This is a genomic window from Bacteroides stercoris ATCC 43183, assembly GCF_025147325.1.
Lineage (GTDB): Bacteria > Bacteroidota > Bacteroidia > Bacteroidales > Bacteroidaceae > Bacteroides > Bacteroides stercoris.
On record NZ_CP102262.1, the window covers coordinates 525,322 to 542,967 of the forward strand.

At 45.8% G+C, this 17,646-nt stretch carries 15 protein-coding genes and 2 tRNA genes; 9 read left to right on the forward strand and 8 right to left on the reverse strand.

Annotated features, from left to right (window positions below; genetic code table 11):
* The first annotated feature begins 50 nt into the window (after nt 1-50).
* On the forward strand, nt 51-1,724 hold the full coding sequence (locus NQ565_RS02170; RefSeq protein ID WP_005655334.1) for a nucleoside kinase: 1,674 nt from the start codon (nt 51-53) through the stop codon (nt 1,722-1,724).
* Nucleotides 1,725-1,895: 171 nt separating this feature from the next.
* Nucleotides 1,896-3,401 (forward strand): sensor histidine kinase, encoded by a 1,506-nt coding sequence (locus NQ565_RS02175; RefSeq protein ID WP_005655335.1) that lies wholly within the window; start codon nt 1,896-1,898, stop codon nt 3,399-3,401.
* Between the two features lie 85 nt (nt 3,402-3,486).
* Here NQ565_RS02175 and NQ565_RS02180 read toward each other — a convergent pair whose 3' ends face one another.
* Entirely contained in the window at nt 3,487-4,860 is a 1,374-nt protein-coding gene (locus NQ565_RS02180) for an aminopeptidase P family protein (RefSeq protein ID WP_040315996.1), read from the reverse strand.
* Between the two features lie 225 nt (nt 4,861-5,085).
* Between NQ565_RS02180 and rpoN the strand changes: the two genes are divergently transcribed.
* From rpoN to NQ565_RS02205, 5 genes are all read left to right on the forward strand, one after another.
* Nucleotides 5,086-6,576 (forward strand): RNA polymerase factor sigma-54, encoded by a 1,491-nt coding sequence (gene rpoN, locus NQ565_RS02185; protein ID WP_005655338.1) that lies wholly within the window; start codon nt 5,086-5,088, stop codon nt 6,574-6,576.
* 51 nt (nt 6,577-6,627) lie between these two features.
* Complete coding sequence (locus NQ565_RS02190; protein ID WP_005655340.1) at nt 6,628-7,305, forward strand: hypothetical protein; 678 nt, start codon at nt 6,628-6,630, stop codon at nt 7,303-7,305.
* A 32-nt stretch (nt 7,306-7,337) separates the two neighbouring features.
* A complete protein-coding gene (gene gcvH / locus NQ565_RS02195; RefSeq protein WP_005655342.1) occupies nt 7,338-7,718 on the forward strand; it encodes a glycine cleavage system protein GcvH in 381 nt (126 codons plus the stop codon).
* A gap of 149 nt (nt 7,719-7,867) precedes the next feature.
* Nucleotides 7,868-8,377 (forward strand): 5-(carboxyamino)imidazole ribonucleotide mutase, encoded by a 510-nt coding sequence (gene purE, locus NQ565_RS02200; RefSeq protein ID WP_005655343.1) that lies wholly within the window; start codon nt 7,868-7,870, stop codon nt 8,375-8,377.
* Nucleotides 8,378-8,418: 41 nt separating this feature from the next.
* Complete coding sequence (locus NQ565_RS02205; protein ID WP_074713726.1) at nt 8,419-10,278, forward strand: 4-hydroxy-3-methylbut-2-en-1-yl diphosphate synthase; 1,860 nt, start codon at nt 8,419-8,421, stop codon at nt 10,276-10,278.
* 125 nt (nt 10,279-10,403) lie between these two features.
* Here the strand turns inward: NQ565_RS02205 and NQ565_RS02210 are convergent, their stop codons facing one another.
* From NQ565_RS02210 to NQ565_RS02220, 3 genes are all read right to left on the reverse strand, one after another.
* Nucleotides 10,404-11,249 (reverse strand): hypothetical protein, encoded by an 846-nt coding sequence (locus NQ565_RS02210; protein WP_005655347.1) that lies wholly within the window; start codon nt 11,247-11,249, stop codon nt 10,404-10,406.
* Between the two features lie 229 nt (nt 11,250-11,478).
* Complete coding sequence (locus NQ565_RS02215; RefSeq protein WP_016660839.1) at nt 11,479-13,176, reverse strand: S41 family peptidase; 1,698 nt, start codon at nt 13,174-13,176, stop codon at nt 11,479-11,481.
* 5 nt (nt 13,177-13,181) lie between these two features.
* A complete protein-coding gene (locus tag NQ565_RS02220) occupies nt 13,182-14,165 on the reverse strand; it encodes an adenosine kinase (RefSeq protein ID WP_016660840.1) in 984 nt (327 codons plus the stop codon).
* A gap of 81 nt (nt 14,166-14,246) precedes the next feature.
* Here NQ565_RS02220 and NQ565_RS02225 point away from each other — a divergent pair.
* A tRNA-Asn gene (locus NQ565_RS02225) sits at nt 14,247-14,320 on the forward strand.
* Nucleotides 14,321-14,345: 25 nt separating this feature from the next.
* Nucleotides 14,346-14,419: transfer RNA gene (locus NQ565_RS02230), tRNA-Asn, on the forward strand.
* Nucleotides 14,420-14,513: 94 nt separating this feature from the next.
* Here NQ565_RS02230 and NQ565_RS02235 read toward each other — a convergent pair.
* The 4 genes from NQ565_RS02235 to NQ565_RS02250 all read right to left on the reverse strand — a co-directional run bounded on the left by NQ565_RS02235 (nt 14,514) and on the right by NQ565_RS02250 (nt 17,431).
* Nucleotides 14,514-15,482 (reverse strand): ISAon1 family transposase, encoded by a 969-nt coding sequence (locus tag NQ565_RS02235; RefSeq protein WP_005654137.1) that lies wholly within the window; start codon nt 15,480-15,482, stop codon nt 14,514-14,516.
* Between the two features lie 10 nt (nt 15,483-15,492).
* Nucleotides 15,493-15,834 carry an ISAon1 family transposase N-terminal region protein gene (locus tag NQ565_RS02240; protein ID WP_005653242.1) on the reverse strand — a complete coding sequence of 114 codons (342 nt, stop codon included), beginning with the start codon at nt 15,832-15,834 and terminating at the stop codon, nt 15,493-15,495.
* 226 nt (nt 15,835-16,060) lie between these two features.
* Entirely contained in the window at nt 16,061-16,765 is a 705-nt protein-coding gene (locus NQ565_RS02245) for a ComF family protein (RefSeq protein ID WP_040315998.1), read from the reverse strand.
* 63 nt (nt 16,766-16,828) lie between these two features.
* Nucleotides 16,829-17,431, reverse strand: a complete 603-nt coding sequence (locus tag NQ565_RS02250) for an HU family DNA-binding protein (RefSeq protein WP_005655354.1) — start codon at nt 17,429-17,431, stop codon at nt 16,829-16,831.
* Nucleotides 17,432-17,646 lie beyond the last annotated feature (215 nt).

The window sequence follows — 17,646 nt, forward strand, 5'->3', positions numbered from 1 at the left end:
TGTTATAATGTCCTATATTTAGCGTATTAATAATCTCAAAAAAAGACACCATGAAACATATGTTACAAATTTGTTGCAAAAATAATAATATTTATAAAGAATTCCCTATAGGGAGCTCACTTTTGGATATTTATTACGGTTTTAATCTTAATTTCCCCTATCAAGTGGTCAGCGCCAAAGTAAATAACCGTTCCGAAGGGCTGAATTTCCGGGTATATAATAATAAAGATGTGGAATTTCTGGATGTACGGGATTCCTCCGGCATGCGTACGTATGTCCGCTCACTTTGTTTTATCCTATATAAGGCTGTCAGCGAATTGTTCCCGGAAGGGAAGCTGTTTGTAGAGCATCCCGTATCCAAGGGCTATTTCTGCAATCTCCGCATCGGACGTCCTATTGAGCTGGAAGACGTGTCGGCAATCAAGAAGCGGATGCAGGAAATCATAGCCGAGGACATCCCTTTCCGTCGTACCGAATGCCATACCACCGAAGCCGTACGGGTATTCAGCGAACGGGGAATGAACGATAAGGTAAAGCTGTTGGAAACCTCCGGCTCTATATACACCTATTATTATACATTGGGAGATACGGTAGATTACTATTATGGTAACCTGTTGCCCAGCACAGGTTTTATCAAGCTGTTCGACATCGTAAAATATTATGACGGTCTGCTGCTGCGTATCCCCAACAAAGAAAACCCGACCGTACTGGAAGAAGTGGTAAAACAGGAAAAGATGCTTGATGTATTCAAGGAACATCTGCATTGGAACTACATCATGGGGTTAAGCAATGTAGGCGACTTCAATCTGGCATGCGAAGCCGGACATGCAACCGACCTCATTAACGTAGCAGAAGCCCTTCAGGAGAAAAAGATTGCTCAGATTGCCGATGAAATCTATCACCGGGGAGAAAACGGCGACCGCGTAAAGCTCGTATTGATCTCCGGCCCTTCTTCGTCCGGAAAAACAACTTTCAGCAAACGGCTTTCGGTGCAACTGATGACCAACGGCCTGCGCCCCTACCCCATTTCTCTGGACAATTATTTTGTAGACAGGGAAGACACCCCGCTGGACGAAAACGGCAATTATGACTACGAATCTCTCTACGCCCTCGACCTTGAGCTGTTCAACAATCAATTGCAAGCTTTGCTACGGGGAGAAGAAGTGGAACTTCCCCGATTCAACTTCACATTGGGCAAAAAAGAATACAAGGGAGACAAACTGCGCATTGACGAGCACACCATTCTTATATTGGAAGGAATCCATGCCCTGAATCCGGAGCTCACTCCGCAGATTCCTGCCGAAAACAAATACAAAATTTATGTATCTGCACTGACCACCATCTCACTGGACGATCACAACTGGATTCCTACTACGGACAACCGCCTGTTGCGCCGCATCATCCGCGACTTCAACTATCGGGGATATTCAGCACAAGAAACCATTTCGCGCTGGCCCAGCGTACGTGCCGGTGAAGACAAATGGATATTCCCCTATCAGGAAAATGCCGATGTCATGTTCAATTCCGCCCTCTTGTTTGAATTTGCCGTACTGCGTTGCCATGCAGAACCTATCCTTACCAGCGTACCGCGCAACTGTCCGGAATACGCCGAAGCCTACCGGCTTATGAAGTTCATCAAATACTTCACTCCGGTACAAGATAAGGAAATTCCGCCGACATCCCTACTCAGGGAGTTCTTAGGCGGCAGTAGTTTCAAATACTAACCCGACACCCAAACAATCTCTTTGTCCGGAACCGGCAAACAGCTTCGGTCCGGACAAAAATTCCTGCCATACCAAACATTCTGTTAATTCTGACAGGGAATTACAAACATCCGCATACAACAGACAAAGAAAACTTTAACTTTGTAGGCAAACAAAACAAATCCGGTTATAATGAAAAAAAGCATTCCCATACTTCTTGCGGTTCTCCTTTGCCTGTGTACCCAAACATTTGCACAAAACCGCGCTGATGAACTGATGAAACAGGCACAGGAAAATCTGGCAAAGAAAGAATACATCAAGGCACGCTATCTCTTTTTACAGGCTTACAATGCCTTCGCCACGCAAGAAAACTATGCCCAGGCTGTAAAATGCGGTGTAAATGCCAGCGCCCTCTATCACCGGGAGAATTATTATAAAGAAGCATTCGAACTGCTGCGCAATGCCGAACTGTTGGTGAGAACCGGCGAACAAAAACTCAAAAAGGACTTTCCTGATTTACGTTTCCGCATCAACAAAGAACGTCTGCAAATGTACATCAGCCTCAGAAACCCCACCCGTGCCAAAGAACAGTTAAACAGACTGGAAGAAACAGCCAAAGCTGCCCAAAATGACTCTCTAAGCAATGACTTTCTGTATACCCAAGCCAGCTATTACTACACTTTCGGCATGAATTCGCAGGGAGATACAGCTTTCAAGAAACTGATAGAACAGTATAAGCAACAAAAGAACTACGCCAAAGCGGATGAATGCTATCAAAATCTCATAAACATTGCCCTTCGGGCAAACGATACAGAATTAATGGCGCGTACTTACGACAAATACATTACCTGGACAGATTCTGTTAAAGCACTCACTGCACAGAAAGAATTGAATGCATTGAAAAAGAAATATAATGAAAGTCTGACTATCATTCAGGAAAAAGACGACTCTCTTTCCTCCAAACAGCATATCATCACCGGTCTTTGCGTCCTGGCAGCCATTTTAGCGGCAGCATTAGTGGCAGGAGCCATCATATTACTACGCTTCATCCTACTGACACGCAAACAAAAGAAAGCAATTGGCATTGCCAACGAACACAATGAACTGAAGACCGAATTCATCCAAAATATCTCCGCCCAGATGGAGCCTACATTGGGCACTCTCGACCCGAAGCTGCCCGGCGTACAGGCATTGCGTACTTTCTCCGCTCACATACAAGAGCTGTCCGAACTGGAAAACAGCCTATCAGAACCGTATGAAATGCAAGAAGAGAATATTTCGGCTTTCTGTGAAAACGTTATGAACAAAATACGCGGCAAAGTACAGGAAGATGTATCCCTCATTGTCAATGCTCCCAAACTGAACATAAAGATTAATCCGGAACACCTGGAACGCATCTTACTACATTTGCTTGAAAACGCGGCCGAATACACCCCCGCCGGCGGAAAAATAGGGCTGGACTTCAAAAAACGCGGCGCCCATACACATCAGTTCATCATAAGCGATACAGGCTGCGGCATCGCCGAAGAACAGCGCGAAAACATATTCAAGCCTTTTACCGAAGTAAAAGACCTGACACAGGGCGATGGTCTGGGATTACCCATCTGCGCACTGATTGCCGCCAAAATGGATGGCAGCCTTACATTGGACAGTAGCTATGCGAAAGGCACACGGTTTGTATTGGAGCTACACACTTAAAAAAATGAGAATTAAAAAATTGAGAGTTGAAAATGAGTGCCGCCATTGTGCTACACGGTAATTTTCAACTCTCAGTTATCTTTAACTATCTCAACGCTTCCACTTCTTCCGGTGTCAGCGGAATCTTTTTGCCTAAACGGCGTGCGCCGGTTTCCGTTATCAGATAGTCTTCTTCATTGCGGATACCTCCGAAGTTACGGTATTCTTCCACTTTATCATAATTAATGAAGTCTTTAAACTTCTTCTCTCCTTTCCAAAGGTCTATCAGTTCGGGGATAAAATAAATGCCCGGCTCAACGGTATGTACAAAACCCGGTTCCAGAGGAATGGCAAGACGCTGGCTCTTACGACCGAACTGCGTACTCTTAGGCTGACCGTTGTAACCAACCCAAATCTCGCCGAGGTTTTCCATATCATGCACATCCAGCCCCATCATATGCCCCAATCCATGAGGATAGAACAAGGCATGTGCGCCTTCGCGTACAGCATCTTCGGCATTGCCTTTCATCAAACCGAGTTCTTTCATGCCCTCTACCATTACGCGGGCGGAAAGGTCGTAAACATCCATATAAGGAATACCCGGACGAAGCGCTTTGACAGCCTCCAGATGCATTGCATTCTGAATTTCATAAACAGCCCGCTGACGAGGGGTAAACGTTTTATCGGCAGGAACGGTAGAGGACATATCGCCCGCATAACCCGACTCCACTTCCGCACCGGCATCAATCAGGAATAAATCTCCCGGCTTCACCTTATTGCCATGATAATGATTGTGCAAAGTCTGTCCGTTGACAGTGGCAATCGTTGCAAAAGAAAGCTCGCAATTATTGGATTCGGCCACCCGGTTCATTTCTGCTACGACTTCGTATTCGTACATACCCGGACGAAGTACTTTCATAGCCGTAATGTGCATATCAGCCGTCACATTACATGCCTTTTCTATCTCTTCTACTTCTTCGGCAGACTTATAACTGCGTTGTGCCACAATTGCACGGATAAATGGAACAGAACCTTCCTGGCGTGCAGGCGGAATGCCCAACCACTCCATCAGTTTCAATTTATGCTCCGCCCTGTAGGGAGGCAGGTAATGCACTGTCTGTCCCTTGCGCACTGCTTTATGCAGATAGTTCATGATTTCGGCAGAAGGCATTACTTCCGTTATGCCCACACGCCCGCTTTTCTCTTTCAGGGTAGGCTGCGTTCCCATCCATACGATATGGTCAATCGTAAGTTCATCGCCAAATATAATCTCCTTGTCCTCATCAATATCGATAATCGCCGACAAACCGGCAAACGACAAACCGAAATAATACAAGAAGGTAGAATCCTGACGATAACGGAAAGTATTGTCCTCATAATGCAGTCCTTGTTCGTCATTACCCAAAAACAGCAACACTCCTGAGCCTATATTTTTCTTCAACAGGGCCCGACGCTGTATATACGTTTCTTTAGCAAACATAATGTTCATAGTTTTAGTTGTTATACCACAAAGATAAAGAGAATATTTGAAAGGATAAGGAAAATCAGGAAATACAGACTTACAACCCAACAAGAAAAAACAACCGAACCGCAGCTTTCTTGTTAAATATAACAGAAGAAGATTTTTCGTTCCCGAACTATTCACTATTTTTGCAAAAAGTGCGAAGATAAAACTTATCTTTGCAGCGGATAAATAATGTAACTTATGGCACAAGGCTCCCGACAGATACAAACCCAAGCGCAGCAGCAGATACAGACGCTGTCACCACAACAGATTCTGGTAGTAAAGCTGTTGGAACTTCCGGCAATAGAGCTGGAAGACCGCGTACGTGCCGAACTTCTGGAAAATCCGGCACTGGAAGAGGGAAAAGATGATACATCCGGCGATGAATATTCCAATACCCCCGATGCAGACTCCAATGCAGAAGATGGTGGAGATACCGATTACGATTCTCTGAGCGACTATCTCAACGAGGATGACATACCCGACTATAAATTACAGGAAAACAACCACAGCAAGGGAGAACAAGCCGAAGAGATACCTTTCTCCGATACGACTTCCTTCTATGAAACCCTGAAAGAACAGCTGGGTGAGCGCAACCTTACCGAACACCAGCGTGAATTGGCCGAATATCTCATCGGCTCATTGGACGACGACGGGCTGCTGCGCAAATCACTGGACAGCATCAGCGATGAGCTTGCCATTTATGCCGGCATCGAAGCCACTACCGGAGAACTGGAAGAAGCATTGAGAATCATTCAGGATTTCGACCCTGCCGGATTGGGAGCCCGCAACTTGCAGGAATGCCTTCTCATCCAGATACGGCGCAAGATAGAACAGCAGCACTTCACTCCCAATCCGATTCTTTATATTGAAGAAGCAATCATTTCCGAATGCTACGAGGATTTCACCCGTAAGCATTGGGACAAAATACAACAGAAACTCGGGCTGGAAGAAGATGCTTTCCAGCAAGCCATAAAAGAAATCTGCAAACTGAATCCGCGTCCGGGAGCGTCTTTGGGTGAAGCTATCGGCAAGAACCTGCAACAAATCGTACCCGATTTTATTGTGGATACCTATGACGACGGCACTATCAACCTGTCGCTCAACAACCGGAATGTTCCCGAACTGCGCATGAGCCGCGATTTCACCGAAATGGTAGAGGAACACACCAAGAACAAGGCAAACCAGTCCAAGGAATCCAAAGAGGCCATGATGTTCCTGAAACAGAAAATGGATGCAGCTCAGGGATTTATCGATGCCGTCAAGCAACGGCAGAATACCCTGATGACTACCATGCAGGCCATCATCGACCTGCAACGCCCTTTCTTTCTCGACGGTGACGAGTCATTGCTTCGCCCTATGATATTGAAAGACGTTGCCGAGCGCACAGGACTCGACATCTCAACCATCTCCCGCGTCAGCAACAGCAAATATGTACAAACCAACTACGGCATCTACCCGCTGAAGTTCTTCTTTAACGATGGATATGTTACGGAAGACGGCGAAGAAATGTCAGTCCGGGAGATACGGAAAATACTCAAGGAATGCATCGACAACGAGGACAGGAAGAAACCCTATACCGATGACGAACTGACCGAGATATTGAAAAAGAAAGGATACCCCATTGCCCGCCGCACCGTAGCCAAATACCGCCAGCAATTAAACATTCCGGTAGCAAGGCTGAGAAAATAGAAACGGCACAAGGCAATCCAAACGGTAGAGTGATAATGCAAAAATAAAAAAATGGCAATAGAACAACATATTATAGCAGATAAAAACCTTATCAGGACAGCCAGGGTAATTTCGATGATATTTACACCATTCTCCATACCTTTCATGGCATTTCTGATTCTGTTCGTATTCTCATACCTGCGAATCATGCCCCTGCAATACAAGTTGATTGTATTGGGCGTGGTATATTGTTTTACAATCCTTATGCCCACACTGACCATTTTCCTCTTTCGCAAAATCAACGGATTCACTCCTGAGGATTTAACGGAACGGAAACGGAGATATGTGCCTTTCATCCTGACTATCACTTCCTATGTGTTCTGCCTGCTCATGATGCACCGGCTGAACATTCCCTGGTATATGACAGGAATTATCTTTGCCTCTCTTATCGTGATGATTATCTGTGTCATTGTCAACCTGAAATGGAAACTCAGCGAACACATGGCGGGAGCCGGTGCCATAATAGGTGGGCTGGTTGCTTTCAGTGCCCTGTTCGGATACAATCCGGTGGGCTGGCTGTGTATATTCATTCTCGTAGCAGGCGTATTGGGCACGGCACGGATTATCCTGCAACACCATACGCTCGGTGAGGTAATGGGCGGATTTGCCGTAGGACTGATTTGTACCTTGCTGGTACTTCATCCGCTCAGCAAACTGTTATTCCGTCTATTCAGCATATTCTTATTTTAAATATCAAATATTAACTCTTAAAACTAACGATTATGAATTTTCCTAATGATGTAAAGTACACGAAAGAACATGAATGGATTCGTCTCGAAGGAGATGTAGCTTATGTAGGAATTACCGATTACGCCCAAGAACAATTGGGAGATATCGTATTTGTCGACATCCAAACCGTAGGCGAAACATTGGCAGCCGATGAAGTATTCGGCACCATCGAAGTAGTAAAAACCATTTCCGACCTTTTCCTGCCCGTTGCCGGAGAAGTGCTGGAACAAAACGAAGCATTGGAAGAGCAGCCCGAACTGGTTAACAAAGACCCGTATGGCGAAGGCTGGCTCATCAAAATCAAACCCGCTGCCGATGCAGATTTCGGCAGACTGCTGGATGCAGAAGCATACAAAGCACTGATTAATAATTAGCGTTTAGTGATTAGTGTTTAGTAATTAGGAGTAATGATTAGCAGTAATAATTAGCAGTAATAATTTGTTTTAAAATCTTTTCTCATCAATCCCCTAATCACTAAACACTAATCACTAAACGCTAATCACTAACCACTAATTTAAATAATATGTCTCCAATTGTTAGTATCATCATGGGCAGTACTTCCGACCTTCCTGTCATGGAAAAGGCCGCACAGTTGCTCAACGATTTGCATGTACCGTTCGAAATGAACGCCCTCTCCGCCCACCGTACTCCGGAAGCAGTAGAAGAATTTGCCAAAGGGGCACGTAAACGCGGAATTAAAGTTATTATCGCGGCAGCCGGCATGGCAGCAGCCCTGCCCGGCGTTATTGCAGCCAATACCACACTGCCTGTAATCGGCGTGCCCATAAAAGGCTCCGTACTCGATGGAGTGGATGCGCTTTATTCCATCATTCAGATGCCTCCGGGCATCCCTGTGGCCACCGTAGCCATCAACGGAGCAATGAACGCAGCTATTCTTGCCGTACAAATGCTTGCATTGAGCGACAAGGAACTGGCAGAAGCCTTTACTGCTTATAAAGAAGGTCTGAAAAAGAAAATCGTGAAAGCAAACGAAGACCTGAAAGAAGTTAAATACGAGTATAAAACAAACTGAAAGAAGTGATTGATAATCACTGACCATTAATCACTAATAACGTGGATATATTCAATTATTCCCGACGGGAAACATCAGAAGTGAATATCGGAGCCACCCCTATGGGCGGCTCCAATCCTATCCGCATACAAAGTATGACCAACACTTCCACGCAAGATACCGATGCGTGTGTAGCACAGGCCAAACGTATTGTGGATGCCGGTGGAGAATACGTACGTCTTACCACTCAAGGTGTCAAAGAAGCAGAAAACCTGATGAATATCAACGCAGCCTTACGTCAGGACGGCTACATGACCCCATTGGTGGCCGATGTGCATTTCAACCCGAAAGTAGCAGATGTGGCAGCGCAGTATGCGGAAAAAGTCCGTATCAACCCGGGCAACTACGTAGACTCCGCACGTACTTTCAAGCATCTGGAGTATACCGATGAAGAATATGCACAGGAACTCCGGAAGATACGCGACCGTTTCGTCCCGTTTCTGAATATCTGCAAGGCCAATCACACGGCTATCCGTATCGGTGTGAACCACGGCTCGTTATCCGACCGTATCATGTCGCGCTACGGAGACACTCCCGAAGGCATGGTAGAATCGTGCATGGAGTTTCTGAGAATCTGCGTTGCGGAGCAATTCATGGACGTAGTCATTTCCATCAAAGCATCCAATACGGTAATCATGGTGAAAACCGTACGTTTGCTTGCCCACATCATGGAGAAAGAAGGGATACACTTCCCCTTGCACCTCGGTGTGACGGAAGCCGGTGACGGTGAGGACGGACGCATCAAATCGGCCTTAGGCATAGGTGCTTTGCTGGCAGACGGGTTGGGTGATACCATCCGCGTATCTTTAAGTGAAGCTCCCGAAGCAGAAATTCCTGTTGCCCGGAAATTGACGGACTATATTGTACAACGCCGTAACCACCCTTACATACCGGGTGCTGTAGCTCCCGAATTCCAGTACTTGTCTCCTGAACGCAGAGCCACGACAGCCGTGCGCAATATAGGCGGAGAAAACCTTCCCGTTGTCGTTGCCGCACGCTTGGACGGCAATATGGATTTCAATCCGCAGTTTATGCCCGACTATGTATACGTGGGCCGTCAACTGCCCGAATCTCCCACCGAAGGCATACAATACATTATCGATGCCGACCTTTGGGAAGGACAAGCCAACACATGGCCTGCATTTAAAGGCGAACAGCTGCCGTTTATCAGCGGATGCAGCGCATCACTGAAATTTCTGTTTATCACCTATATGGGATTGAACGACGAAGTAATTGCCGGACTGAAATACCACCCGGAAGTGGTACTTGTCGCACAAAGCAACCATCCCAACAGACTGGGTGAATACCGTGCATTGGCGCACCAACTGATGAATGAAGGATTAAAGAATCCACTTGTCTTCTTCCAGCATTACGCTGAGACTGAAACTGAAAATCTGCAAATCAAATCGGCTGCTGATATGGGAGCACTCATCATCGACGGGCTCTGCGACGGTATTTTCCTTTTCAACCAAACCGGCAAGGAAGGCGATAAGGCGATAGACGACAAGGTTGTAGACACCACGGCTTTCGGTATCCTGCAGGCAGGACGCATCCGTACCAGCAAAACCGAATACATATCCTGTCCGGGGTGCGGCCGTACGCTCTACGACCTCGAAAGCACCATTGCCCGCATCAAGCAAGCTACATCACACCTGAAAGGACTCAAAATCGGAATCATGGGTTGCATAGTCAACGGTCCCGGTGAAATGGCCGATGCCGATTACGGATATGTAGGTGCAGGACGGGGCAAAATCAGCCTGTATAAGAAAAAGGAGTGTATCGAAAAGAATATCCCCGAAGAGGAAGCCGTAGAAAAGCTGATTGAACTTATCAGAAAGAACGGAGATTATACCGAGCGGTAGGTTTCTTATTCTTCACCACAAAAAAAGCGCAGAGTCTCACAGAGTTTTCTTTTGTTCCGGATGCGGGTAATGCTTACCGGATTCCCCAAAGCTGTGAGACCCTGTGCTTTTTTTTGTGATGAATCCTAATATCTGAAACTCAAAAATACACGGAAGGATTTTGACTTCATCTTCCACTTGTCACTTTCAATTACATCCTCAAAGTCCGGAGCATCATAATCCATACCTTCCTCATCAAAAGAAAGTCCGTTATAAGTAGCTTTCTTCGCCCAACGATGCTCTATACCGACCGAAATTGCTTTATAGGCAACAGAAGCACCAAACGCAAAATTGGAAACATATCCGTGTCCGAAGCTGTCATCGATGACCACCATAGAATAAGTAGGCACATAATGGAAATAGGCAGCCACTTTCAAATCGCCTACCGGATTGACTGTGACGGAGGGACCTACGTGCATAGACGCATCTATCTGATGAATACCCAAATCAAAATCTTCCTCGTAATAGTCTTCATAACCACTGCTATAATCATTATAAGCACGTGTGTACGAACCTCCTTCCGCAAAGACGTCCGGTTCGGAATACTTGGCATACGAAAGTTCAAACCATGTTGCGTCAATACCGAACTTAATCATATTCAGCAACGGCTTCTTATGCAGGTAATACGTTTTTCCGAAAGTCAGAGAAACACCGAAATCACTTTTCCATTCCGCTTCGGCATCTACTTTATCCGTCAACGTTTGGTTTGTAATATAACCGATATTAAAATACTTGGCTCTTTTTTTCCATATTCTCTCATTTCGTGCCGCATCTTCGGTTTTCTGTACTCTGTCGGAGAGTTCATTTACCACTTGCAGTAAAGAATCCTCTCTTTGAGAAGATTGGACTTCGGAATCAGCTTCTTGAGCAAAAATACTTTGTCCTGTCAAAATCACGGTTGACAGCACCAACCAAAACAGTTTTTTCATCATAATTTGTCTGTGTTTTGCTTATGGCTCCTTCGTTCAGCATACCAGTAATTTTAGGAAAGCGCAGGAGCACTAAAGGGAACTCCCCTTAACGCTTATTTCGTTCTATTTTTACAAAAATAGAGGATTACACACATACGCACAACGGGACAAAAACGAGATAGAAACTAAAAAACCGAAATAGCGGACTATTTCGGTTTAAATAAAGATTATGATGATGTTTTTTTATTTTTTATTTTTCCTTTTTGCCTTCATCCGGCTTAACCGGCGGGACACTGAGCATTTCTTTATATTTTTCCGGAGCAGTCAATATCCCGACAGCCTCTTTCAGGTCCTTATCATCTTTCAACTGTTGGATGATACTTCCACGCTGATAGTAATAACGTTTGATAATTTCCACTGCAATCATCTCCTTTATATCCTTTGAGAAGTGGTCGAGGTCACGCTCCAGGTTATGAGATAGCTTTTTCTCCAAAGCCTTGAATTCGTCGGACGCATCCGTCAGGTATCCTTCAAACTCCGCCATTTCTTTCAAGTTCTTCAAAATCTTCTCAGTCTGCTGGTCGTACTTGAAATCTGCTTTCTGTACCATCGCCTTAAAGTCGGCATAGTCGGCATCCGTTATCTTAAAATCTTTAGGAGCCGGAATCGTGGGGTGCTTCAAACAATACTCCGTAGCGTAATTAAATATCAAGTTGTCATTCACCAAGTAGAACAGGATATTAGGCAACTTATCCTGCTTGACGGTAATATCGGGAGTAACTCCGCCACCGTCACGTACCTCACGTCCGGCAGCAGTATGGAATACGGTAGTCAAGCTATCCGGAATACGTCCTACGCTGCCGTCCTCATTGCGGTGTTTGTAGTCGATAGCCTGCACGCAACGGCCGCTCGGAATATAGTATTTGGAAGTTGTCAGTTTCATTGTGCCTCCATAAGGCAGCGGACGGGTGGTCTGCACAAGCCCTTTTCCAAATGTACGGTTACCCACCACTACTGCACGGTCATAATCCTGCAATGCACCTGCCAGGATTTCCGATGCAGAAGCTGTTGCACTATTCACCAGCACAGCCAGCGGAATTTCCAAATCCAGCGGCTCACGCAACGTCTTGTACGTATTGCTTGCCTGTTTGGTCTTTCCTTTCGTTGTCACCAGTGTTTTGCCGCGCGGCAGGAAGAAGTTGGCTATTTCCACGGCTTCGTCCAGCAAACCGCCGCCGTTATTACGCAGGTCGATAACCAAAGAAGTTATTCCCTGCTTTTTCAAATCAAGAAATGCCTGCTTGAACTCTTTGGAAGGATTACCGGAGAAAGTGCTCAGGTTGATATAACCGATGTTGTTATCCAACATTGCATAATAAGGAATAAAAGGCAACTGGATAGAACGACGAACGATATCGAATTCCAACGGCTGTTCCGTTCCGGGACGTTGCACCTTCAGTTTGAAGCTCGTGCCTACCTGCCCGCGAAGCATCTCGCTAACTTCCTGATTATTTTTTCCTGCAAGGTCCTTGCCGTCGATTTCCATAAGAATATCGCCTGCCTTCAGGCCTACGGTAGCCGCCGGCATATGTTCGTAAGGTTCGGCTATCATGGAACGCTTCAGTTTGGTATTCCAGGTTATGATAGAGCCGATACCGCCATACGTATTCTTCAACATCTGTTCCAGTTCGCTTTGGTCGTCTTCCGGAAAATATTGCGTATAGGGGTCAAGTGAATACAGCATGGATTCGATGCCGGTACGGATAGTCTTGTTCGGGTCTATCGTATCCACATAAAACATATCCAATTCCTTTACTATAGAATTGAATATATCCAAATTCTTTGCTACCTGAAAACTACGGTTGTCTCCACTCTTAAACCCAAAAAAGAAACTTGTACCTACTGCTACCAATAGGACAGCTATCCAACGTATCTTTAAATATTTCATATATTCTAATTTATCATTATTATATCTTCCTTTATCTTCTCCCACTTTGAATCCGGCAGTTCCGTTCCAATCACCTGTATTACCTCACCCGACAGGATAGCACCTATTTTTCCGCACTTTTCCAAAGAATATCCGCAAGTCAGCCCATATAGAAAACCTGCCGCAAAAAAATCTCCGGCACCGGTAGTATCAACCACTTTCGCCACCGGCACAGCCTCAACACGTACTTCTTCCGTTCCCTTACGAATCAGCGAGCCGCGCGCTCCCACCTTTACAATGGCAATGCTACACATTTTAGCGATAATATCCAACGCTTCCTCAGGTTCTTTACCGGTAAACGCCTTCGCCTCTTCCTCATTGGCAAAAACAATATCCACATATTTATTTACCAGCAAAGAGAAGAACTCATGGTCGCCTGCCACGATGTTATAACTTGCCATATCCAGACAAACCTGCAAACCGGCTTCTTTGGCCAACTCAATAGCCCGGAGAATCATATCGTGTTCCTGTACCAGATAACCCTCTATAAACAGATAAGTATATCCCTTGAACATCTCCAGCGACAGTTCTTCCGCTTTCAACGTAGACGCTGCTCCCAAATATGTGCCGAACGTGCGCTCTCCGTCCGGAGATATAAAAGTAGACGCCACTCCCGAAGGCAATGTATCTGAAACTAATAAATCAGCTTCCGTTCCATGCTTCAGCAAACTTTCCCGAAAAAAGTTACCATAAGAATCATTATTTATCTTTCCGATGAACCCGGTTCCCGCTCCAAGCTGCGCCATGCCACGGATTGCATTTCCGGCAGAGCCACCGGTAGCCAAATGAGTTTTCATACGGCTAAATTCTTCATTGATTTTCAGTAACTTATCTTCATCTATAAGCGTCATACTGCCCTTGGGCAAGTCCATTTTAGTTAAGATTTCATCACTGTCAAGGGTTGCTAACACATCGACCAATGCGTTTCCCAATCCAATTATTTTATCCATTTCTGATATTTTTTTTGCAAAGATATTGCATATTTCAAAATATCCTATTACTTTTGCAGCGCATTTGAGAAAAAACAACATTCTTCCTTAGCTCAGTCGGTTAGAGCATCTGACTGTTAATCAGAGGGTCCTTGGTTCAAGTCCAAGAGGAAGAGCGAAAGAAAAACTTAAATGCAACATTCTTCCTTAGCTCAGTCGGTTAGAGCATCTGACTGTTAATCAGAGGGTCCTTGGTTCAAGTCCAAGAGGAAGAGCAAAAAGGTTCGTCATTACGGCGGACCTTTTTTTGTTGGATATCCCATTTCCTCCAGAGGAGGGGTCAACGTAAAAACCTGAGGGATTCATAGCTTATGCATAAATTTTCGCCAGTCTGAACAGGAAGAAAGCTCTGTCCTTTACTCCTCTGAATTGTGTGCGGAACTCCTTTATTTTTGCATTGAACGATTCGGAAGCAGCGTTTGTTGAACGTCTGTCAAAGAAGTTGATTATTTCCCGGTAATGCATCTGTACGGAACGTGCCACTCTTCCGAAAGCAAGAAACCCTGATTTTTCCACCTCGTCATACCAGCGGGCAAGATGCGTCAATGCCGCATCCTTGTACCTGCATTGGTGGTATATCAGTCCGAGCCTCATGGAGAGGTAGTATGCTTTCTTAATATCGGGATACTCCCGGAACAGGATGCCGGCGCGTACGCGCTGTGATTCCGTCCACAAGGATTCCTTCTTATATAACAGGTAAATGCTTCTCGAAAGAAGCTGTTTGCGTGAATCACCGTTTTCAAAGACCGGCGCATGATATATCTTCCCGCAGGCTTTGGCATGGGCGATCTGAACAGATTCTTCGTCCAAAGCCTCCCAACGTGCTTTAACGCGCATATCCTGAACCGCCTCATAAGCGAGTTTCTGCACATGGAAACGGTCTGTGACGCGGCGTGCGGCGGGAAAACAGAGGCGGGCGATCTGCTCCATGTTCGGAGCCATATCCATGGTTATCTCCCTGACCTGAAAGCGTCTGCGGCGGGAAAGACGGAGCAGTACGGAGGTCACGGTCTTTACATCTGTTCCTTTCACAACGGCGATAAGACTGCCCGAACGGCCTTTTCTCTCCTTGTTTATCAACACGGTATATAATTCTCCGCGGGAAAGGCAGACTTCATCCAGTCCCACATAAACACCGATGTTCTTCTCGAAAAGAAGCCATTCTTCGGCATGAGGAAGCTGCTCCCAACAGAGATAACCGCTCAGGTGATTCCGGTATTGCCGCTCGAGCAGTTCCCCGTCGACCCCGAACAGCGTTCCCAACAGCCTGCAGCCCACCGGCAGCTTATCAATATAATTCTTTTAAAAAAGACGCAAATTCATGCGTCATACGGCTACCACCGGCAACCAGTTTCCAGTCACGGCTCACGTAACGGTTCTCATCCTTGACAACCCACCTGCGCCGGCGCACGTTCAGAAAAAGCTTCTTGCCGCGTATGGGGAAATCCTGAACCACAACAGGTTCGTAAAAACCCTTGCTCTCAACTTTCATTCCTGCGTATTCTTTAGGAACTTCATTCTTTTCTTCTAAATAAATCACTATTTCCGATGCGCTTTCCTTTACGTCCGAGATGATGAAATAATCCAATGTCCCTTCAGGAAGAAGGAGACGGTAGCCGTTGTTGTCCATAAGATTTCTGAGTTAGTTTTATGCAAAGATAGGATTTTTACAAATATTACCCCTCAGGTTTTTACATTGACCCGTTTTATTCATATAGTTTCTACTTTAAAAGTGAGCCATATAAATGCCTAAAGAACAAATTAGTTCAAACGACTATTCTGTTAAAAAAGTACACAGATTACAAACTTTAATACATATCCGGAAGCTTCCCGTTCTTCCGAAATACCGGAATTTATCAAAAATTCGCAACAGCAAGCGTCAGCACGCTGATACGTACACCTTCTACGTCCCGAAACACATCGGCACACGTAGTAATGGTAGCTCCGGTAGTCAGTACGTCGTCCACCAACAAGATATGCTTTCCGACAAAACGTTCGGGATAGCGAAGATGAAAGATGCCGTTCACATTCTTCCACCGTTCATAGGCAGATTTCCTTACCTGCGCTTCCGTATGTTTCTTGCGCACTACGGAAGCAGCATCCAAAGGAATACCCGTAACCGCCGCAACCCCTTTGGCCACACATTCGCTCTGGTTATATCCGCGCATCCGCTGCTTGCGGGGATGCAAAGGAACGGGAACTATGACATCCACATCGCAAAAGAACTCCGAAACAGTCAATTCCGCTGCCATAAAACGCCCCATTGTCTCTCCCAAGTCCTTACGGCCGCCATATTTCAATTGATGCAGTATCCGGCGGAAATCACTGCCCTTATGATAAAAGAAGTAAGAGGTAGCGCGTTCCAAAGGAATTTTTCCCCAGAACATACGTTCCACCGGATTATCCGCACAAAGATGATAATCCGTACGGGGCAAATCCATATTGCATTTCAGACAAATAGCCTCCTCCCCTTCCTGCAGAGGTGTGCCGCACACAACACACTGCCGGGGAAAGAATAAATGAAGAAAAGATAAAAGCCAGGCTTTAAGCGTATTTTCCATAAATTTGGTTTTCATGCCCAAAGGTAGGGACAAATCACCTATAAAAAAGTCTCTCTCCCGATATCAAGGTTTCAAATAGACCACCGTTTTGCCGCTACCATACTTACGTATCATCCCCTCCGCAAGGTATCGGTTCAGGTCGGACACCGCCCGATGCTTCACCAAACCCGTTATCGATTCATAATCCGCCCGTGTGATGCATCCGTATTTATCCAAATGCAGCAATAGTTTTTCTTTCCTCTCCTCCTCGCCCATCACGGAACGGGATACGTATGGTGACGCTTTGCGTTCCAGCTCCATCGTATTGAAACGGTTACGGAATTTGCTCCCGAGACGCAGGTTCACATTCTGAAAATGTACCGACGGCGAACGGATTTCTTTCTTGTCGGTAACCTGACGGTCGCATTTCAGCGATACGGAGAAATAGCCCAACTCGCCCACTTCCACCGTCCAACCCTCGGACAGCCAACTGTATAGTTCGTCCGTAACAGCCTGCAAAGTTCCGTCGAGAATGGCGGGACTGAAACCGGTGGCCTTAGCCACCAACTCACGGAATTTATCGGCGGAGATTGTTCCCCGTGGCAGGATACGGGCATGCAGACGGGGCTCGTTGCGGTTCTCGCCCAAAGGGTCGGGAGTCTGATACAAATCATAGTAAGCACTCATATGTAATAAGGTATTAGATTGGCACTATCAGCCAATACGTTCATAAATAGCAAGATACCGCACCGCCAACCGTAATCCGTCAGACAGATGTCACCCTTGCGTTAAACAGATGTTGCCCTTTCGTTACACAGTTGTCTGACGAAAGGGCAACGGCTGTTTAACGCATTAGCATTCGCAGTCAAAGATAATGATAAATCCACAAGAAACGAATAAAT